At 66.6% G+C, this 17,565-nt stretch carries 13 protein-coding genes and 1 riboswitch; of the genes, 7 read left to right on the forward strand and 6 right to left on the reverse strand.

Going from position 1 to position 17,565, the window contains the following annotated elements; genetic code table 11:
* From asnB to IT361_01305, 6 genes are all read left to right on the forward strand, one after another.
* The gene (gene asnB, locus IT361_01280; protein ID MCC6316292.1) at positions 1–1,914 is read left to right on the forward strand and encodes an asparagine synthase (glutamine-hydrolyzing); all 1,914 of its coding nucleotides are present in this window, start codon (positions 1–3) and stop codon (positions 1,912–1,914) included.
* A gap of 2 nt (positions 1,915–1,916) precedes the next feature.
* Positions 1,917–3,152 carry a glycosyltransferase gene (locus IT361_01285; protein MCC6316293.1) on the forward strand — a complete coding sequence of 412 codons (1,236 nt, stop codon included), beginning with the start codon at positions 1,917–1,919 and terminating at the stop codon, positions 3,150–3,152.
* Positions 3,149–3,970 carry a formyl transferase gene (locus IT361_01290; GenBank protein ID MCC6316294.1) on the forward strand — a complete coding sequence of 274 codons (822 nt, stop codon included), beginning with the start codon at positions 3,149–3,151 and terminating at the stop codon, positions 3,968–3,970. The genes IT361_01285 and IT361_01290 overlap by 4 nt, the downstream gene beginning before the upstream one ends.
* Positions 3,951–4,757 carry a polysaccharide deacetylase family protein gene (locus tag IT361_01295; protein ID MCC6316295.1) on the forward strand — a complete coding sequence of 269 codons (807 nt, stop codon included), beginning with the start codon at positions 3,951–3,953 and terminating at the stop codon, positions 4,755–4,757. The genes IT361_01290 and IT361_01295 overlap by 20 nt, the downstream gene beginning before the upstream one ends.
* 33 nt (positions 4,758–4,790) lie before the next feature.
* On the forward strand, positions 4,791–6,113 hold the full coding sequence (locus IT361_01300; GenBank protein MCC6316296.1) for a UDP-glucose/GDP-mannose dehydrogenase family protein: 1,323 nt from the start codon (positions 4,791–4,793) through the stop codon (positions 6,111–6,113).
* Between the two features lie 203 nt (positions 6,114–6,316).
* Positions 6,317–7,822, forward strand: coding sequence for a hypothetical protein (locus IT361_01305; GenBank protein MCC6316297.1), 1,506 nt, complete (start codon positions 6,317–6,319; stop codon positions 7,820–7,822).
* A gap of 10 nt (positions 7,823–7,832) precedes the next feature.
* Here IT361_01305 and IT361_01310 read toward each other — a convergent pair whose 3' ends face one another.
* The 5 genes from IT361_01310 to IT361_01330 all read right to left on the reverse strand — a co-directional run bounded on the left by IT361_01310 (position 7,833) and on the right by IT361_01330 (position 14,039).
* On the reverse strand, positions 7,833–8,114 hold the full coding sequence (locus IT361_01310; GenBank protein ID MCC6316298.1) for an ATP-binding protein: 282 nt from the start codon (positions 8,112–8,114) through the stop codon (positions 7,833–7,835).
* Complete coding sequence (locus IT361_01315) at positions 8,003–8,419, reverse strand: ATP-binding protein (protein MCC6316299.1); 417 nt, start codon at positions 8,417–8,419, stop codon at positions 8,003–8,005. The genes IT361_01310 and IT361_01315 overlap by 112 nt, the downstream gene beginning before the upstream one ends.
* A 47-nt stretch (positions 8,420–8,466) precedes the next feature.
* Positions 8,467–8,631 (reverse strand): hypothetical protein, encoded by a 165-nt coding sequence (locus IT361_01320; GenBank protein ID MCC6316300.1) that lies wholly within the window; start codon positions 8,629–8,631, stop codon positions 8,467–8,469.
* The gene (locus tag IT361_01325; GenBank protein ID MCC6316301.1) at positions 8,628–9,200 is read right to left on the reverse strand and encodes a hypothetical protein; all 573 of its coding nucleotides are present in this window, start codon (positions 9,198–9,200) and stop codon (positions 8,628–8,630) included. The genes IT361_01320 and IT361_01325 overlap by 4 nt, the downstream gene beginning before the upstream one ends.
* 447 nt (positions 9,201–9,647) lie before the next feature.
* Positions 9,648–14,039, reverse strand: a complete 4,392-nt coding sequence (locus tag IT361_01330; GenBank protein ID MCC6316302.1) for an Ig-like domain-containing protein — start codon at positions 14,037–14,039, stop codon at positions 9,648–9,650.
* 32 nt (positions 14,040–14,071) lie between these two features.
* Positions 14,072–14,169: riboswitch (cyclic di-GMP riboswitch) on the reverse strand.
* A gap of 686 nt (positions 14,170–14,855) precedes the next feature.
* Between IT361_01330 and IT361_01335 the strand changes: the two genes are divergently transcribed.
* Positions 14,856–15,941 (forward strand): glycosyltransferase family 4 protein, encoded by a 1,086-nt coding sequence (locus IT361_01335; protein ID MCC6316303.1) that lies wholly within the window; start codon positions 14,856–14,858, stop codon positions 15,939–15,941.
* A 1-nt stretch (position 15,942) separates the two neighbouring features.
* Here IT361_01335 and IT361_01340 read toward each other — a convergent pair whose 3' ends face one another.
* Positions 15,943–17,481, reverse strand: coding sequence for a hypothetical protein (locus tag IT361_01340; GenBank protein MCC6316304.1), 1,539 nt, complete (start codon positions 17,479–17,481; stop codon positions 15,943–15,945).
* Between the last annotated feature and the right edge of the window lie 84 nt (positions 17,482–17,565).

Consider the following 17,565-nt stretch of genomic DNA (forward strand, 5'->3'; position numbering starts at 1 on the left):
ATGTGCGGCATTGCAGGCATCGTGATCCCGAACCGGTCGTCCGTGCGGCTCGACCGCGCGCTCGCCGAACGCATGCGCGACGTGATCGCGCATCGGGGTCCGGACGGCGTGGGTCTCTACCTCACCGATCGGGTGGCGCTCGGGCATCGTCGGCTCGCCATCGTCGACGTCGAACACGGCGCACAGCCGATGGCCAGCGACGACGGGCGCATCCAGCTCATCTACAACGGCGAGATCTACAATCACCCGGAGCTCTCCCGGCAGTTGCAGTCCGAAGGCGTGCGCTACCACACGCACTGCGACACCGAGACGATCCTGCGACTCTACGAGCGCCACGGTGCCGACCTGCCGTCGCACCTGCGCGGCATGTTCGCCATCGCCATCTGGGACGCTCGCACCGAGTCGCTGTTGCTGGTCCGTGATCGCTTTGGGGTAAAGCCGGTCTACTACGCTCACCTCGACGACGGGACGTTGCTGTTCGGATCGGAGATCAAGGCCATCCTGGCGTCTGGGCTGGTGCGCGCGTCGATGAACGCCGCGGCGCTGCCGGACATGCTGGCGAACCACGCGCCATCGGGCGACGAGACGATGTTCGAGGGCATCCGTCGGCTGCCCCCCGGACACACGCTGACCTGGCGCGACGGCCGCGTCGTGATCGCGCCGTATTGGGATCTGCACTACGGCGCGACCGATGAACGCGCCGATGACGTGATCGTGGCCGACTATCGCGAGCGGTTCATCGAGGCGGTGCGCATGCGGCTCATGGCCGATGTGCCGCTTGGCATGTTCCTCTCCGGTGGCATCGACTCCGCGGCGATCACCGCGGCGATGAGCACGCTCGTCACCGACCCCATCAAGACGTTCTCCGTGGCGTTCGCCGAGCGCGAGGCCAACGAACTCTCATACGCGAGGATGATCGCCGAGCGGTATCGCACGGACCATCACGAGGTGGTGGTGTCGCCCGGCGAGTTCTGGCAGGCGGTGCCGTCGCTCGTGTGGCACGAGGACGAGCCGATGGCGCACCCGTCGAGCGTCGCGCTCAACTTTGTCTCGCGGCTGGCCGTGAAGCACGTGAAGGTGGTGCTCACGGGAGAGGGCAGCGACGAGACGCTGGCCGGCTACAATCGCTATCGTGTCACGATCTTCAACCGGACGCTCGGCACGCTGGTCCCTGCCCCGGTGCGGGCGCTGGCGAGAACGGCGGTCGGTGCGCTGCCGGTGGCGTCCCGCGTCAGGCAGCGCGTGTCGCGGACGTCACTCGTGCTCCCGGCGGATCTCACCACGCTCTACTTCGACAATTTTGCGGTCTTTCCGCGGCAGCAGCAGCCGGGACTCCTGAGCGCCGCGATGCGCGAGCGGGTGGCGGGCATCGATCCCTATGCGGCCGCGCAGGCAGCCCTCGACCGCACGGACGCGCGCACCCTGCTCGACCAGCTGCTCTACGCCGACACGAAGACGTACCTGCACGAGTTACTCATGAAGCAGGACCAGATGAGCATGGCGGCGTCGATCGAGAGTCGCGTGCCGTTCCTCGATCACCCGCTGGTGGAGTTCGCGTCGACGCTGCCCATGCGCCTCAAGCTGCGCGGCTGGACCACCAAATACGTGCTGCGTCAGGCCATGAAGGACATGTTGCCGCCCGAGATCCTGTCGCGGAAGAAGATGGGTTTCCCGGTACCGGTGGGCGCCTGGCTGCGCGGGTCGTGGCAGCCGCTGGTCAACGAGTTCGTGCTCAGCCCACGCGTCGCGGCCCGCGGCATCTTCGACGCGGGGACGCTGGCGTTGATCGCCGCAGCGCACCAGCGCGGCGCCAACAACGGGCAGCGGCTCTGGTCCCTCATCAACTTCGAAATCTGGCAGCGCATCTTCATGGACGGCGAAGCGCCCGGCGACATCCGCATGCCCGCTGCCTGACGATGCGGATTCTCTGGCTCAAGACCGAACTGCTCCACCCGATCGACAAGGGCGGCAAGATCCGGACGTACGCGATGATGCGCGAGCTGCGGGCGCTGCATCACATCACGTACCTCACGCTCGACGACGGCTCGGCCGCCACCGACGCCGCCGAGAAGGCGCTCGAGTATTGCCATGAGGTAATCCGCGTGCCGTTCACGCAGCCGGCCAAAGGGAGTCCGGGGTTCTACCTGGATCTCGCGCGCAACCTCGCGTCGACGCAACCCTATGCCGTCGCCAAGTACCGTTCGCCGGCCATGGAGGAAGCGATCCGCAACGCCGTGCGCACGGGAGACTACGATGTCGTCGTCTGCGACTTCCTCTTTCCGAGTCTCAACGTCCCGGATGACCTCGGCGTCCCGACGCTGCTCTTTCAGCACAACGTCGAGGCCACAATCTGGGAGCGACATACCGCCGTCGCCACATCCTGGCTCAAGCGATGGTACCTCGGCCTGCAATGGCGGCGCATGACCGCGTGGGAGCGGCGCGAATGCCAGCGGTTCAGTCACGTGGTCGCGGTGTCGGACGCCGACCGTGATGCCATGCGCGCGGCCTACGGCACGTCACACGTGAGCAGCGTGCCGACCGGCGTGGACACGGACTACTTCCGGCCCGCGCAGCGAGAGCCACAGCGCCCGAAGGAGATCGTCTTCACCGGCTCCATGGACTGGATGCCGAACGAAGACGGGATCGGCTGGTTCTGTGACGAGGTGTTGCCGCTCATCAGGGCTCGCGTCCCCGACGCAACGCTCGCGATCGTTGGCCGCAACCCTACCGGCCGGGTGCGCGAACTGGCCTCGCGCCACGCCGGCGTGACGGTCACGGGTACGGTGCCCGACGTTCGTCCGTGGCTCGAGCGCGCGGGCGTGCTCGTGGTGCCGCTTCGCGTCGGCGGTGGAACGCGCCTCAAGATCTACGAAGGCATGGCCATGGAGCGCGCCACGGTCTCCACGACCATCGGCGCCGAGGGCCTTCCCGTGGCACACGGCGAGGAGATCCTGATCGCCGACGAGGCGACCGGGTTTGCCGACGCGGTGGTGCGCACGCTCACGGACGCCGACTTCGCGCACCAGCTCGGCATGCGCGCGGCGCGGCGCGTGCGACGCGATTTCAGCTGGGCGAGCGTGGCGGCGCAGTTTACGGTGGCCTGCGAGGCCGCGGTCCAGCGCGCGACGGGCCCCGCCAGCGCGGTGGCATGAGCCGCGTCGACCAGGCGAGGCCGCGCACGGTCCTCATCTGCCACCACGATGCACCGCTCCATCTGGACGGCCTCGCGCGCTGGCTCGCCAGCTGGTCCGACCTCGCGGGAATCGTGGTGATCGAGGAGCCCGGCGGTCTCCTGCGCAAGCGACTGCGGCGGGAGTGGAGACGCGTGGGACTGCGCATCGTCGACGTGCTCGCGCAACGCGTGCACTACCGCCTGACGAGCGCGGCCCGTGACCGCGCGTGGATCGAGGAACGAGTTGCTGGCCTGCGCGAACGCTTCCCGGTGATGCCGCGCGTCCCCACCGTGCGCGTGGCTTCACCCAATACCTCCGAGGCGCAACGGCTCATCGCCGACGCGCGGCCCGACATTGTACTGGCCCTGTGCAAGAACCTGCTCGCCGAGCGCGTGTACTCGATTCCGGTGCACGGAACGATCGTGCTGCACCCCGGCATTTGTCCCGAGTACCGCAACGCCCACGGCTGCTTCTGGGCGCTCGCCAACGACGACCTCGACCGCGTAGGCATGACCGTGCTCCGCATCGATCGCGGGATCGACACCGGACCCGTCCTGGGCTGGTTTCGCGCCAGCTACGATGAGGTGAACGAGAGCCACATCGTGATCCAGCACCGCATGACGCTCGACAACCTCGACGGTATCGCCGAGCTCCTCCGCCGCGTGGCCACCGGCAAAGCCAAGCCGATTCCGGTGCAGGGGCGCGCGTCGCATGAGTGGGGACAACCGTGGCTCACCAAACTCCTGTACTGGAAGCGACAGGCCAGGCGGAGGCGCGATGCGACCCATCACGCTTGAGTACCACGACGTCCTCGACGTCGGCGACTTCGATCAGAGTGGCTTTCCGGGCGGGGCCGCAAACTCCTACAAGATGTCCCGCGCCGATTTCGAGGCGCATCTGGACGTCCTGCGCGGTCGACCGGAGGCCGGTGTCGATGTGCGCCTGACTGACGCAGCGCGCACCCCGGTGTTCATTACCTTCGACGACGGTGGCGCGAGCGCACTCGGCGTCAGCGCCCCGGCGCTCGAGGCCCGCGGGCTGATGGGCCACTTCTTCATGACCACCTCCCAACTCGGCGCGCCCACGTTCTGCGACGGCGACGCGCTCCGCGAACTCGTCAGGCGCGGGCACGTGGTCGGCAGCCACTCCCACACCCACCCGGTGCGCATGGCGGTGCTCACGGACGCCGAGCTGGACCAGGAGTGGCACACGTCGTATCAACTGCTGTCGGACCTGCTCGGCGCACCAGCCACGGTGGCCTCGGTGCCGGGCGGGTACTACTCCGCGCGTGTCGGCCGCGCGGCCGCGCGCGCCGGAATCAGGTACCTCTTTACCTCCGAGCCGGTGACGTCCGTCGCTCGTGAGGCGGAGTGCCTCGTCCTGGGGCGCTATACTCTCCGGCGGACATCGCCAGCGTCGGAGGTGGCCTCCCTCGTGTCGCGTGCGGGGTTCGCCCGGCACCGGCAGTGGGCGGTGTGGAACGCCAAGAAGGCCGTGAAGGCGGTGGCTGGCGAGACGTACCTTCGTGTTCGCGCGTCCATCCTTGGAGATACTTCACCCGCCCCGCCGTCAACGCCCCGCTGACGGGGCGGGTCGCGCTTTTCTCTCTCTTTCCCTATGGCATCGAATATCAGTGTGTTTGGCCTCGGATACGTCGGGTGCGTGTCCGCCGCCTGCTTCGCAAAGGAAGGCCACCACGTAATCGGCGTGGACGTGAGTCAGTCCAAGGTCGACATGATCAACGACGGCAAGGCCACCATCGTGGAGCACGGCATTGCCGAGCTTGTCTCCGAGATGAAGGCGGCCGGTCGGCTGCGCGCCACCACCAGCGTCTCGGACGCGGTGAAGAACTCGTCGATCTCGCTGGTCTGCGTCGGGACTCCCAGCGCGCCCAACGGCAGCCTGGACCTGAGCTACGTCGAGCGCGTGTGTTTCGAGATTGGCGCCGCGCTGAAGGACAAGCCGACGCGGCACACGATCGTGATCCGCAGCACCGTGCTCCCCGGCTCGACGGAAGACATCGCCGCAGCCGCCATCGAGCGGGGGTCAGGGCGGACGCGCCACCAGGACTTCGGGCTCTCCATGAACCCCGAGTTCCTGCGCGAGGGCACGTCGATCAAGGACTTCTACGACCCGCCGTTCACGGTCGTAGGCGCCGAAGACGAGGCCACGGCAAAGGCGGTCAGCGATTTGTACGCCGGGCTCGACGCGCCGGTGCGCGTCGTCGCGATCCGCGTCGCCGAGATGATCAAGTACGCCTGCAACTGCTTCCACGGCCTCAAGGTCGGTTTCGCCAACGAGATCGGGAACGTCTGCAAGGCGCTCGGCGTGGACAGCCACGAGGTGATGCGGATCTTCTGCGAGGACACGAAGCTCAACATCTCGCCGTACTACCTCAAGCCGGGATTCGCGTTCGGCGGATCGTGCCTGCCCAAGGACCTGCGCGCCGTCAGCTACCGGGCGCGGCAGCTCGACGTGCCCACGCCGATCCTCGCCGCCACGCTGCAGAGCAATGAGCTGCAGGTGAAACGTGCGGTGGACATGGTCCTCGCCACAGGGAGCCGCCAGGTCGGCGTCCTTGGTCTCGCCTTCAAGGCGGGCACGGACGACCTGCGCGAGTCGCCCATGGTGACGCTCATCGAACACCTGATCGGCAAGGGCGTTTCGGTCACCATCTACGACCGCGAAGTGACGAGCGCGCGGCTGATCGGTGCCAACAAGGAGTACGTCGAGCGCGAGATTCCGCACATCTGGACGCTCATGCGCGGCACCATCGATGACGTGTTGTCCCAGAGCGAAACCGTGGTAATCGGCAACGGCTCGCCGGAATTCCGCTCGATCGGCGATCGGCTCACCGAGGGCCAGCTCGTCGTCGACCTGGTGCGGGCGTTCGGCTCGCGACGAAGCGACGGCAAGACCTACGAGGGTATCTGCTGGTAACGTATCGTTAGCGCCTACCAGCAAAAGGAGCAGGGCCATCCGCGTACTACCGGATCCCGTGGCACGTACACGAGATTTCGCGCCTGGCGCGCCCTTGGGACGCGTGGTTCGCACGACGCACCGACGGCCACAGGATCTCTACGCGCCTGTGGACGGTGCCTGGACTGTCCTTACGTAACCCGAACAACTGAGCCCCGCACCATATGCGCATGCGATCGTGGTACGTACTGGTTGTCACGCTCTACATAGTTTGTGCAACCGCCCTCGCCGCGAACAAGCTTCCATGGGTGGATGAAGCATGGTACGCCTCACCCGCGATCAACGCGCTGCGGACGGGCTCGTTCGGCACACCCAACTTCTGGATGATTGGCTTGCCTGGTGTGCGGTCGTACACCTACTGGGAGATGCCGGGTTTCATCATGTCTCTCGTTCCGTGGCTTGCCGTGTTTGGCACAAGCCTCGCCGCAGCTCGCGCGTTCACGATCGTGCTGGGCGGGGCTGTGCTTTTCGTTTGGGAGCGAACGCTTGCAGCAATGGGCTGGCCCGTCCCGGCCCGAGGCGTTGCGCTGCTGTTGATGGCAGCTGAGGATCTATTCCTGCTCGACGCTACCTACGCACGCTCGGACATGCTGAGCCTTCTGTTCATGGTGAGCGCGCTGTGCAGCTACGTCAGACTTCGGGAGGCAAACTTCCGGATGGCCTTGCTTGCCTCTCAGGCCTTCGCAGTGGCAGCGGGCCTTGTTCACCCGAATGCAGGGCTCCTTTCACTCGTCGCGCTTGCAGTTCTCGCGTGGCCAGACCGTCGGCGCTTTCGCCTCGATGTGGCTCCGCTGCTCATGCTTCCCTACGTGATTGGCGCTCTTCTCTGGGGGGCGTACATAAGCCAGGCCCCGGAGCTGTGGATTGCACAGCTGTCCCGCAACTCCGCGAACCGCTTCCTTGGCAATGTCAACCCGATTGCGGTGGTCATCGACGAGGTGGTCAAGCGCTACCTGACTGCCTTCGGCTGGGGGCCGCACACAGCTGGCACGCCTCGACTCGTCGCATTGAAGGGCATTGTGCTCGCACTTTGGGTCGCCGGTGTCGTCGGATGCTGCGGTTCCGCCGCCATTCGAAAAGACGTGTGGGTGCGTCGCCTGTTGCTTGTGCTGCTCGCTTCGTTCTTGTTCTTTGCCTTCTTCGAGAACAAGCATACGACGTACTACCTGATCTGGTTCGTTCCGACGTACAGTGCACTCGCAGGTCGATGGGTCCATGTGTTCAGTTCTCAGGGCGGTTGGAGGCGCTCGCTCGCAGTCTCGCTCTGTCTGGGCGCGTTGGCAGTCTCCCTCGCTGCGGCCGCGCAGAAGACCCGCCGGCACTTGGGCATGCAGCAGTACTGGCAGGTGGTGGAGCACCTGCGCACGCGATCAGCTTTGGGGCCGATCGCGGCATCCGTGGAGTTCGGGTTCGCGCTCGGCTTTGGCCCCGGGGCCTTGGTGGACGATATCAGTCTTGGGACCTGGTCTCGAATAGGGCCGCGCACGGTTGTGGTCGGGCTCCGGTACGACGAGTACATGCCAATTCCCAAGGTGCCGATATCGCAGGACGTACATGAGGCTGCGGCGTGGCTGCGTTCGGACTGCGTGATAGGAATGCGAAACAGTGATTACCGGGTGTACCACTGCCCGGAGCGTGTCCTTCCATCACGAGATGGGCCGATCCCTTAGGCGTGGATCCTTACAGGAACCCATTGACGAGGCCCTCCGGGTTGGGGTGAGGGGGCGGGGCGCTCTGGTGTCCCGAGTAGCGCGCCCAGTTCCCGCAGCCGGTAGCCTCCAGGATCGCCGTGGTGAGGATCTCGTCCCCGGCGAAGATGGCGGGCCAGTCGCGCACATGCTTGTTCGATGTCAGGACGATGCTACCCTTCTCGTAGCGGGCGGACACGAGCCGGAAGAAGCGGTTCGCCTCCGCGTGGTCGAGGGGCCGGAAGCCACTTCGTTGATGATCAGCCGCGCACAGTTGAAATAGCGCTTGGCTCGGAGCCGCGCCGGTGGAATCGCCGCGTCGGCCTTGAGCACATGCATCAGGTCATCGAGGATGAAGTGAGCCACCGAGAAGCCGTTCTTGATGGCCTTCACGCCTAACGCGGTCGGCAGGTGGCTCTTCCCGACGCCGGGCGGCCCGAGAAACAGGACGGTCGACTTCTCGCGGAGATAGCTGCACGTGGCCAGGGCGTCGATCTGGCGCCAATCGGCCCGCGGCTGGAAGGTCCAGTCGAAGTCCTCCAGCGCCTTGCCCGGCGGCAGCCCCGAGAGCTTGAGCATGGTCGTGACGCGCCGCTCGTCCTTCCGTTCGATCTGGCGTGTCAGGATCAGGTCGAGGAAGGGAGCGAGGTGAGCTGCTCGCGCGTGGCTGCTTCGACGAGTTCGGGCAGGCAGCTCGCCGGATAGTCGAGGCCCACGGTGTCGAGTTTCGCGGCCAGTGGGTCGAGCGTGACGGTGGGCGCGGCGTCCTGGCGTCGGCGCGGGGACGTCATCGGCACCCCCCCTCAAACAGGGTGATGTACTCGTGCAACGGGCGGGCGATTGGCCGCGTTTCGGGGAGCGCGGCTAGCTGCAAGCGAGCCCGGACGCCTAACGGCACCGGCGCTCGCCCCGTGTCGGTCGAGGGGCCTTCGTAGTGGGTGGGATCGAGCACGAGGCGGCGCGTCGTGCGTCGCGGATGCCGCGCACTGTCCGCGCCGTCGGCCAGGAGCACGACCGCCTGCGCGGTGCCGCCGGGCGTCTCGACCCGGTGGATCGCCTGCATCGGCGCCTGCCGAAAGGTCCGCTGCAGGTAGCGGCGCACCGCTTGATAGCTGCCGTGAAAGCCATACTCCCGCACGAGGATATCGTGCACCAGCTGCGCCCGGATCCGGCGGACCGTCCCCGGCGTCACGCGCGCTTCCCCGAGACGCGTCAGCACCCGGTGCACCATCCCCTCCCACCCATCCATCACACTGGCTCGCTCCTGGCGTCCATCCGGCGCATCGAGCGGCCGGCCCAGCCGATACCGCAGGGTCGACTCATCGACCCCCAAGTGGCTCGCGATCTGTCGGACCGACACATCACGTGCTCCCTCCGTAACTTGGCCATCCAGCGCTCCGCCTCGCGAGTCGAGACGGAGAGGGCGTCGTCGCCGACGCCCCGTCAGGCCAGTGCGGGAATTGGGTGTGCACGCCTGCGGGAATTTGGTGTTCAGAGACACCCTCCCGGCGCCATGACATTGCGCGCACGGGCCTTACCTGGTGACTACCGCTTGCGGCGCTGCCCTTGCATCGCGGGGCCCCAGCGGGACCGTGTCGGAGGTGCCAGCTATTGCTTCGAGGTTGAACGGTGCCAGTATCCAGCGGCCGCCTCCCCCGGGGCGGTGGAATTCGGGCGGGTGACTGCGCGAGTCTCCTCGTCCTCGCCTCAGAGGTGTCTTCAACATTTGAGAGCGGAATCCTCGCCGGGATCAATGCTCGAGTGCTGGAGACACCTCCTGGATCCCAGCTGGTCCTGGAACGGCCCCTTAGGGTGCAATTACGACGTTGAGAACTCCTGCGTCGACAACGTTCCGGCTCACGCCCATCCCAGCACTTACTGCCGAGGCAGTTCCGGAGTGCCATTGTGTACCCGACGGGTACGCTGCTCGGGTGGAGCCCACCATGGCCATGCTAGTCCATGAGGAGCTGCCAAGGGCCGCCTTGGTCCATGAAGCCAGACCTTCTCCTGTTGCAGTCGCGAACACACCGTACTGTCCGCGCGCAAGCACATTGTTCATCATTGCAAGGTTCTTCACGGCCCAGTTGCCGTTTGAGATGTCCATAAGAAGGGCCGCGTTGTTGTTCCCGCCCTCGAAGACGTTGCCCCTGACGGTGAAGTCGTGATTCTCGGCGACAAAGATTATCAGCCGTCCATCGCCGTTGTAGGGCGCCACGTTGATCGGTTCAAACCAATTTTCGGCGATCTCGAACCTACGATTCGTTGAGTCCGTCGCGTACGTCTGCTGGTCGGCCCGGCCGGCGATGGAGAACCCAGCACCAACGTTTCGGACCAGATTGCGGCGAATCGTCCAGTCCGAAGTTCCACATCGCCTGCAAGCACCGTTCTGATTGGACGATTTGAGCACAAAGGCGTAGCCCACCTGCCCATCCGTCCACGAGCCTTCCAGGACGTTCTCTTCGACCAAGACGCGGGCGGATGCCTTTGTCTCAATGAGGTTCTTCACGTTCCACCCACCGCCCTTCCACCCAATGGGCTTTGCGATGTGATTTCGCCTTATCGTGACATCGCTCGTCACGTTGTTGGCGATCTTCGGATCGGCGCCGCCGAACATGATATTCTCGGACGCCGCCTTGAGCGTGTTGTTCTCGATGAGGATCGGGCCGCTCGAGTTCCAGCTGATCGAGCACTGGCTGTCGTAGCCCGACGCGTGAATCTCGTCGCACCAGGAATCGCGGATCGACTGGGCCGCACCGTTGAGCGTGAAACCGCGGCGGATGTGCGCACCCGGCCAGCCGTGGACGTAGAGCGACTGGAAGGCGATGTCGTTCGGGAGCTCGGAGAGCTGGTTCTCGGTGCCGTTGCCGACCAGCACCAGGGACACCGGCGCGAGCGTCGTGAGGTTTGAGCTGGACGTGATCTCGAGTCCGTAGACCAGCGTGCGCACGGAGCGCGAGTTGAACTGGATCGCGGGCAGTACGTTGGTGGAGACCAGCTTGGCGATGCCGGTGGCCAGCGACGGGCGCATGCGTCCCGACGGGACGGCGCCCGCGTTGCGGATCACGACCCAGCCGGCGTCGGTACGCGGCGGCACCGTGAAGTTGCCAGTGTGCGTCCCGGTGAGGCAAAGAACAGACCCACCCCGGGCAGCGTTGATCGCAGGCTGCAGGCCACCCGCTGGCACATGCACCGTGCAGGGCAGCGACGTGAGGTTCGACGGCACACTCGGCGTCACGCGCGGCAGGTGCGCCGACGCGACCGGCAACGGCGCCTGGACCGTGAGCGTCGCCGATCCGCTGACGCCGCTCGCCGTACCGATGATGTTGGCCGAGCCCTGCGACACGGCGCTCACAGCGCCCGTTGTCGCGTTGACCGTCGCGACTGCCGAGTTCGAGCTGCTGTAGCTCACCGCGATACCGGGGAGCACGTTGCCCTGGTTGTCCTTCACGATCGACGTTGCGGTCGTCGTCTGGCCAGCCGCGAGCGTGGGCGCCGCGAGACTCACCGTGAGTGACGCAGGCGTGGAGGCCGTCACCGACACGGACGCCGATCCCGATGCCGAGCCGCTGGTCGCCGAGATCGAGGCCGACCCCGTGCCGACGGCCGTGACCACACCGTTCGAGGCCACCGTAGCCACCGCGGTGTTGGAGCTGGACCAGGCGATAGGCCGACCGGTGAGCACCTTGCCGTTTGCGTCCTTCGTGACGGCGGTGCCCTGCGTGGTCTGGCCCACCTTGATCGACGACGCCGCAAGCGAAACGCTCACGCTGGCCACCGGAGCTGGTGCATTGTTCTGCACGGTAAAGCCGAGCGTGCCCGCGACGCCTGACGTGACGGCCGTGATGGTCGCGCTCCCGGCGGCGATCGCGGTGAGCTGCCCGCCTGACGAGACGGACAGGATGGTCGGCGCCGACGACGTCCAGGCGAACGGCCCCGTCGACACGGTGTCACCGCTGGCGTCGAGTGCAACCGCGGTCGCCGTCTGTGTATCGCCGACGTCCATCTGGGTCGTGGGTGCGTCGACCACGACGCTCGCAATCACCGGTGCGCCCGACGTGACCTTGAAGAGCCTGAAGCCCATCTTGCCGCCGCTCGTCGCGCGGATGTTCGTGAGACCGGCCGAGACCGCGGTGACCAGGCCGGAGGTGTTCACGGTGGCGATGGTCGGCTTGTCACTCGACAGCCCGTAGCTGCGACCCGTGAGCACGTTGCCCGCGGAGTCGCGCAGCACCACCGTGGCTTGCGCAGTTGCGCCTGCCGTGGTCGTGGTAGGCGTCAGCGCCACCGTGACGCTCGCGACCGCTGCGGGCGCCGCCGCGTTGACGGTAATGGACGCGGCACCGGTGACACCACCGACCGACGCCATGATGGTGGCCGTGCCGCCTGAGACCGCGGAGATGATGCCGCCGCCGTTGACGGAGGCGATCGTCGGATCCGAGCTGCTCCAGGTGAGCACAGGCGCGGCGACGGTATTTCCGTTGTCATCGGTGGCGACCGCCGCCGCCTGCGTGGTCTGGCCGACGTTGAGCGTGCCCGAGTTCAGGGTCACCGTGACCTGCGCGATGCCCGGCGCCGGTGGCGGATCGATCGTGAGCGTCGCGGTCGCTGACTTGCCTTCGGATGTGGCCGTAATGGTCGTCGTGCCCTCGGCAACGCCCGTGGCAACGCCGGTCACCGAAACCGTGGCGACCAAAGGATCCGACGACGTCCAGCTGATGCTGCGGCCAGACAGGACGTTGCCGTCCGCGTCGCGGAGTACCGCAAAGAACGCCGGCTGGTCGCCGATGTCGGCGTTGAGGGACGCGGGGCTGACGCTGATGGTCGCGACCGGCGCGGCACCAACGGTGACGAGGACGGTGCTCTGCAGCGCCCCGGCGCGAGCAGTGATCGTAGCCTGTCCCAGCGCAACACCACTCACGACACCGCTGGCGTTGACCGTGGCAATCGCGGCGTTGCTGCTCGACCAGGAGACCTGGATGCCGCTCATCGGACTGCCGTTCTGATCGAGAACGCTGGCGGTCAGCGCCGCGGTCGTCCCGACACCGACGGCCGGTGCATCGGGCGTGATGTCAATCGAAGTCGCGGCGCGCTTGCTCACGACGACCGGAATGGTCGCGGTCTTGCCGCCACTCAGCGCGATGATGTTGACGTTGCCGGCCACGATGCCAGTGACGCGCCCCGTCGACGTAACGGTCGCGATGGCCGGGTTGGAACTCTGCCAGGCGATGGTCGCGCCCGAAATGGTGTTGCCCGCCGAATCGCGCGCGGTGGCCGAGGCCTGCAGCACCTGTGCTTCGAGGATGGAGCTGTCGGGAAGGGTGGCCTTGACCGACGTGACGGGCGGCGGACCGACGTTGACGCTCACGCTACCGCGCTTGGTGCCAGCAGCCGCCGAGATGATGGCGTAGCCGCGCGCCTTGCCGGTGACGAGGCCTTTGGAATTGACGGTAGCGACGGTGGTATTGGAGCTCGACCAGGCGAAGACCGCTTCGATGCGACGGCCGGTGGCGCTGCGCGCCGTGGCGGTGAGCTTGACCGTCGCGCCCGGGCTGATGGAGTTGACGGTTGGCGTTATGGAAATGGTCGCGATGTTCGCCGCCTGGACGCTGACCTTGGCCGTCGCGGTGGCGGCGCCGAGCTTCGCCGTGAGCGTCACCTCACCGGCTTCTACGCCTGTGACGGTTCCGTCGGCGGCCACCGTGGCGAGCGTGCTGTCGGACGTTTCCCAGGTGACTTCGCTGCCAGCGCCTGCGGTGCTGTCGCCCAGGCTTGCCTGCAGCGTGATGTCGTCACCGACGTTGAGGTTCACGGCGTCCGGGACGATCAGGAGCGGGGCCGGGCTGCCGTAGACGGTGACGGCCGACGTGTCGGCGTGGCCCGTGATGGTGGCGACGATCTGCACGGAGCCCGCACCGATGGCCGTGACGAGGCCGGCGTTGGTCACGCTGGCCACTTCGGCGTTGGTGCTGCTCCAGGTGACGGCGGCCTGGCGTTCGGCGCCGAACTGGTTGGTGACGGTCGCGGTGTACTGGCGGGTGGTGCCGAACAGGATCGAATCCCGATCCGGTGTGAGGTTCACGGACAGACGGTCGCTGACGACCGGCGGTCCCTGGGGCGTCGCTCCGTCGTCCCCACCGCACGCGGCGACCAGGGCAAGACCGGCGACTCCGAGCAGCTTCCTCACGTATCCATTGTGCATGTTGCGCTTCTCCTCGCGACTCCATGGGTTCGTTCGGCGGCCCAGCCGGCATGGCGCGTCGTCCTCACGCGCGGTAGCCCCGATTGGCTTTGCGTGCACCCGCCTTTCGACGGGGTTGCCCTTCTCGCGTCTCCGGATTCCGGAAAAGCGTTACTGCCGATGACTGTGTGCTCTTTGGGAGCAGGACTTCTCCGCCACCTCACCGTGGTGAATGGACGAGCGCACCGTGCGCGCGTAACGCGCTCAACTCATTGTCAGCAATGAGCTTAGGGACCATCAACAACTTGACGAACATCACAGCGGGGATGTGCGACCTGCGGGACTTGCTTTGGTCGCGAGAGGTAGGACGGGGTAACGCGGCGGGAGAATATCGTTGTAACCCCCATGATGATGTGCCGTGGGTCACGATGTTGCGGGAAGTTTGCGTTTTTTTTTCACACGCGCGCTGCCTAACGAGAGTTCTCCACGACGCGCGGACGCACAACCTCTGAAGGACGACCCACGCGAACCTCGGTCACGACCCGCGTGGCGAGCCGGACCATATGACCGAACCTAAGCGCGAAAAACGTGCGAGCCGCCCCGGTCGAGGCCGCGCCGCGCACGCACACCCTCCGATCGTGACCTGGAGCGTCCTCCGCGCGTTTCCGCTGGCGACCCCGACAGCACCCGCCCGCACCTCGCTACATTCCGGCACCGCCAACCACGCCCTCGTCAGGCGACCCCGACCATTCCGGCCGCCCGGAAGCAGGCCATCCGGTGGCGGCGACGGAGCAGCAGCACCTCGAGGGCGAACATGCGCAACCGGCACCAGTCCCGATGACCGAACGACCGATCCGCGTCCTCCTCATCGGACCCTCGATGGCGATCACCGGTGGACAGTCGGTGATGATCCGGCAGGTGCTCGAACACGTCGGCGCGCGCCCCGAAGTCGACATCCGGTTCCAATGGATGAACTTCGCCGTCCCCTTCCCCGTGAACCGCGTGCCGGGGCTTCGGACGCTCGTTGCCTGGCTCGCCTACCTGCCAATCCTCATCGTACGTGCGCCGCGCTACGATGTGATCCACGCCTTCACCGCCGCCTACTGGGGCTACTACCTGTGGGTGCTGCCCGCGCTCGGCGCCGCGCGCCTCTTCGGGAAGAAGTTCATCCTGCACTACCACGATGGGCAGGCGAAACAGCACCTCGACGGCTGGCGGTGGGCGCGACCCACCATCAAGCGGGTCGACGCGCTCATCGTGCCGAGTGGGTTCCTCGTCGACGTCTTCGCGGCATACGGAATCCGAGCGCACGTGATCTTCAACGTCGTCGACACCGATCGATTCCGCTTCCGCCAGCGCTCGGCCATCTCCCCTCGGTTGCTCCACAATCGCGGGCACGAGCCACTCTACAACGTGCCCTGCGCGTTACGCGCGTTTCAGCGCATCCAGGCGACCTGGCCGAACGCGGAGCTGACCGTCGCGCACGACGGCCCCGAACGGGCCAATCTCGAGGCCCTCGCGCGAACACTCGGGCTGCGCAACTGTCACTTCGTCGGCCGGGTGAAGTACGAAGACGGCCCCGCCGTCTACGACGCGGCCGACATTTACCTCACGACGCCGAACATCGACAACATGCCGGTGAGCCTGCTCGAGGCGTCGGCCTCGGGGCTGCCGATCGTTGCGACGCGCGCGGGAGGTATCCCGTGGATCGTGACCGATGGAGAGTCGGCGCTCCTCGTTCCGCTCGACGACGATGCCGCCGCGGCAGAAGCCTGCCTGCGCTTGCTGGGCGAGCCGGCGCTGGTGGAGCGTCTGACCACCAACGCGCGGGCCGCACTCCGGCCCTATGCAGGGGCGACCGTCGCGCAGGAGTGGGTGCGCGTGTACCGCGAGGTGCTCGCTGGGGACGCACTTCGTCCCTGAATCAGGAGCCCTGTGTGGGCAACGGCGGATACAGGTCGCGCAGTCGATAGACCGTGAAGTCGCCGTTCTCGAACACGGGTTCGAACGACGACTTTCGCTCCTGCATCAGCGTTTCCAGGCCATCGAGCGAGGGGTGCAGCAGGCCGATGCTGCCGGTGATGACGTGCGTCAGGCGCACGCGCGCAAACTCCGACACGACGTCCTCTGGTTTGGCCCAGAAGAAGCCCATGGCTGGCACGCCCGTCTCCAGCGTGAGCACGCGTGGGGTAATGAACAAAACGCGCATGGGATCGGGACTGCGTGCTGCCTCTCCGCGCACCCACTCGAAGAGCGCCTGCACGTCGGGTCGCGTGAGCAACTCACCGCGCGCGGGCGTCTGCGTCGCGGTGGCCACCGACCCGGCGATGATCGCGGCAGCGCCCCACGGCACGAGCCGCTGCATGGGCGCCGAGATGCGCGGCAACCAGCTCACCAGGCGCCGAGCGCCGGCGAACAGGCAATAGACGATCACGGGCCACATGGGCCAGAGATACCGCTGGTCATACACGGGCGCCGTCCCCATGACGCCGAGGTAGGCCACCACGAGGCAGAACAGCAGCGACCTCCAGTAGCGCCTCACGAAATCCCAGGCACCGAGTGGCAGCAGGATGAGTCCGACGCCATGCCAGGCGTCATTGATGAGGTTCCACGGCGTGGGATACAGCAGACTCTCGAGGAGCGAGAACCGATAGCGCACGAAGATGGAGATGAACCGCTTGAAGAGCACCTCGGGGCCACGCAGCGCGAGTGCAAGAAACGGCACGCGGTCGAGGCCCACGATGACGATGGCGATGGCACCGAGGACGACCCAGGCGAGGCTCAGCGTGAGCAGCTTCTTCCGATCGCGCGGCCGTACCAGGGCGAGCAGGAACACGGCGGGCACGATCGCAACGCCGATGAGCCGCACGGAGATCACGAAAGTTCCCAGCAGCCCAATGAGCAACGTGCGTCGCCACGTCAGCGGCACCTCGGTGTCCGCGAGCAGCGTGATCCCGAACAACAGCGCCATGAACGGCACGTCGGAGAGCGGCGAGTTGGTGGCGAACGACGCTTCGAGACCAACGCCAACGGCAGCCGCTGTCGCCACCGCGATCCAGCGATCGTCACCGCGGCCGATGCGAAGCGCGATCGCGACGATGAAGCCGACCATGAACAGCGTGACGAGAATCTTGGGGACGAGGAGTCCCGTCCCGAACAGCGCCACGGAGGGCAGCAGCAGCAACGGCCATCCCGGCGGCTGCACGCGGGGCCCGATCATGAAGTTGTACGGCGTGTAGAGGTACCCGATGTCGCCATAGGGCCGACCGTCGACAAGCGCCTTGGCATGTGACAGGTACTGCGCGTAGTCACCCGCTTCTTTGAACGGCAACAGACGCCAGTGGACGGCCGCGAGCACGGCGAACGGCGCGACGGCCAGGGCAAGCCACAACACCGCGCGCGGCCACGGACCCCAGTCTGCTGCGACCCCGGACCTGGGGCGGGACTCGGGGGAGGACAACACGGGCGCAGTCCACGGCTGGGAAGGAGAGGCAACTTCGGCCACGTGGCTGAAGTTTGCAAGCTCCGGGCCGCTAGGTCAGGGTGA

It is taken from the genome of Gemmatimonadaceae bacterium, from assembly GCA_020846935.1.
Lineage (GTDB): Bacteria > Gemmatimonadota > Gemmatimonadetes > Gemmatimonadales > Gemmatimonadaceae > RBC101.

Bases quoted from the DNA above. Each gene is read 5' to 3' on its own strand.
- asnB (MCC6316292.1), top strand. From the start codon at position 1: ATGTGCGGCATTGCAGGCATCGTGATCCCGAACCGGTCGTCCGTGCGG.
- IT361_01285 (MCC6316293.1), top strand. From the start codon at position 1,917: ATGCGGATTCTCTGGCTCAAGACCGAACTGCTCCACCCGATCGACAAG.
- IT361_01290 (MCC6316294.1), top strand. From the start codon at position 3,149: ATGAGCCGCGTCGACCAGGCGAGGCCGCGCACGGTCCTCATCTGCCAC.
- IT361_01295 (MCC6316295.1), top strand. From the start codon at position 3,951: ATGCGACCCATCACGCTTGAGTACCACGACGTCCTCGACGTCGGCGAC.
- IT361_01300 (MCC6316296.1), top strand. From the start codon at position 4,791: ATGGCATCGAATATCAGTGTGTTTGGCCTCGGATACGTCGGGTGCGTG.
- IT361_01305 (MCC6316297.1), top strand. From the start codon at position 6,317: ATGCGCATGCGATCGTGGTACGTACTGGTTGTCACGCTCTACATAGTT.
- IT361_01315 (MCC6316299.1), bottom strand. From the start codon at position 8,419: ATGCTCAAGCTCTCGGGGCTGCCGCCGGGCAAGGCGCTGGAGGACTTC.
- IT361_01320 (MCC6316300.1), bottom strand. From the start codon at position 8,631: ATGACGTCCCCGCGCCGACGCCAGGACGCCGCGCCCACCGTCACGCTC.
- IT361_01330 (MCC6316302.1), bottom strand. From the start codon at position 14,039: ATGCACAATGGATACGTGAGGAAGCTGCTCGGAGTCGCCGGTCTTGCC.
- IT361_01335 (MCC6316303.1), top strand. From the start codon at position 14,856: ATGACCGAACGACCGATCCGCGTCCTCCTCATCGGACCCTCGATGGCG.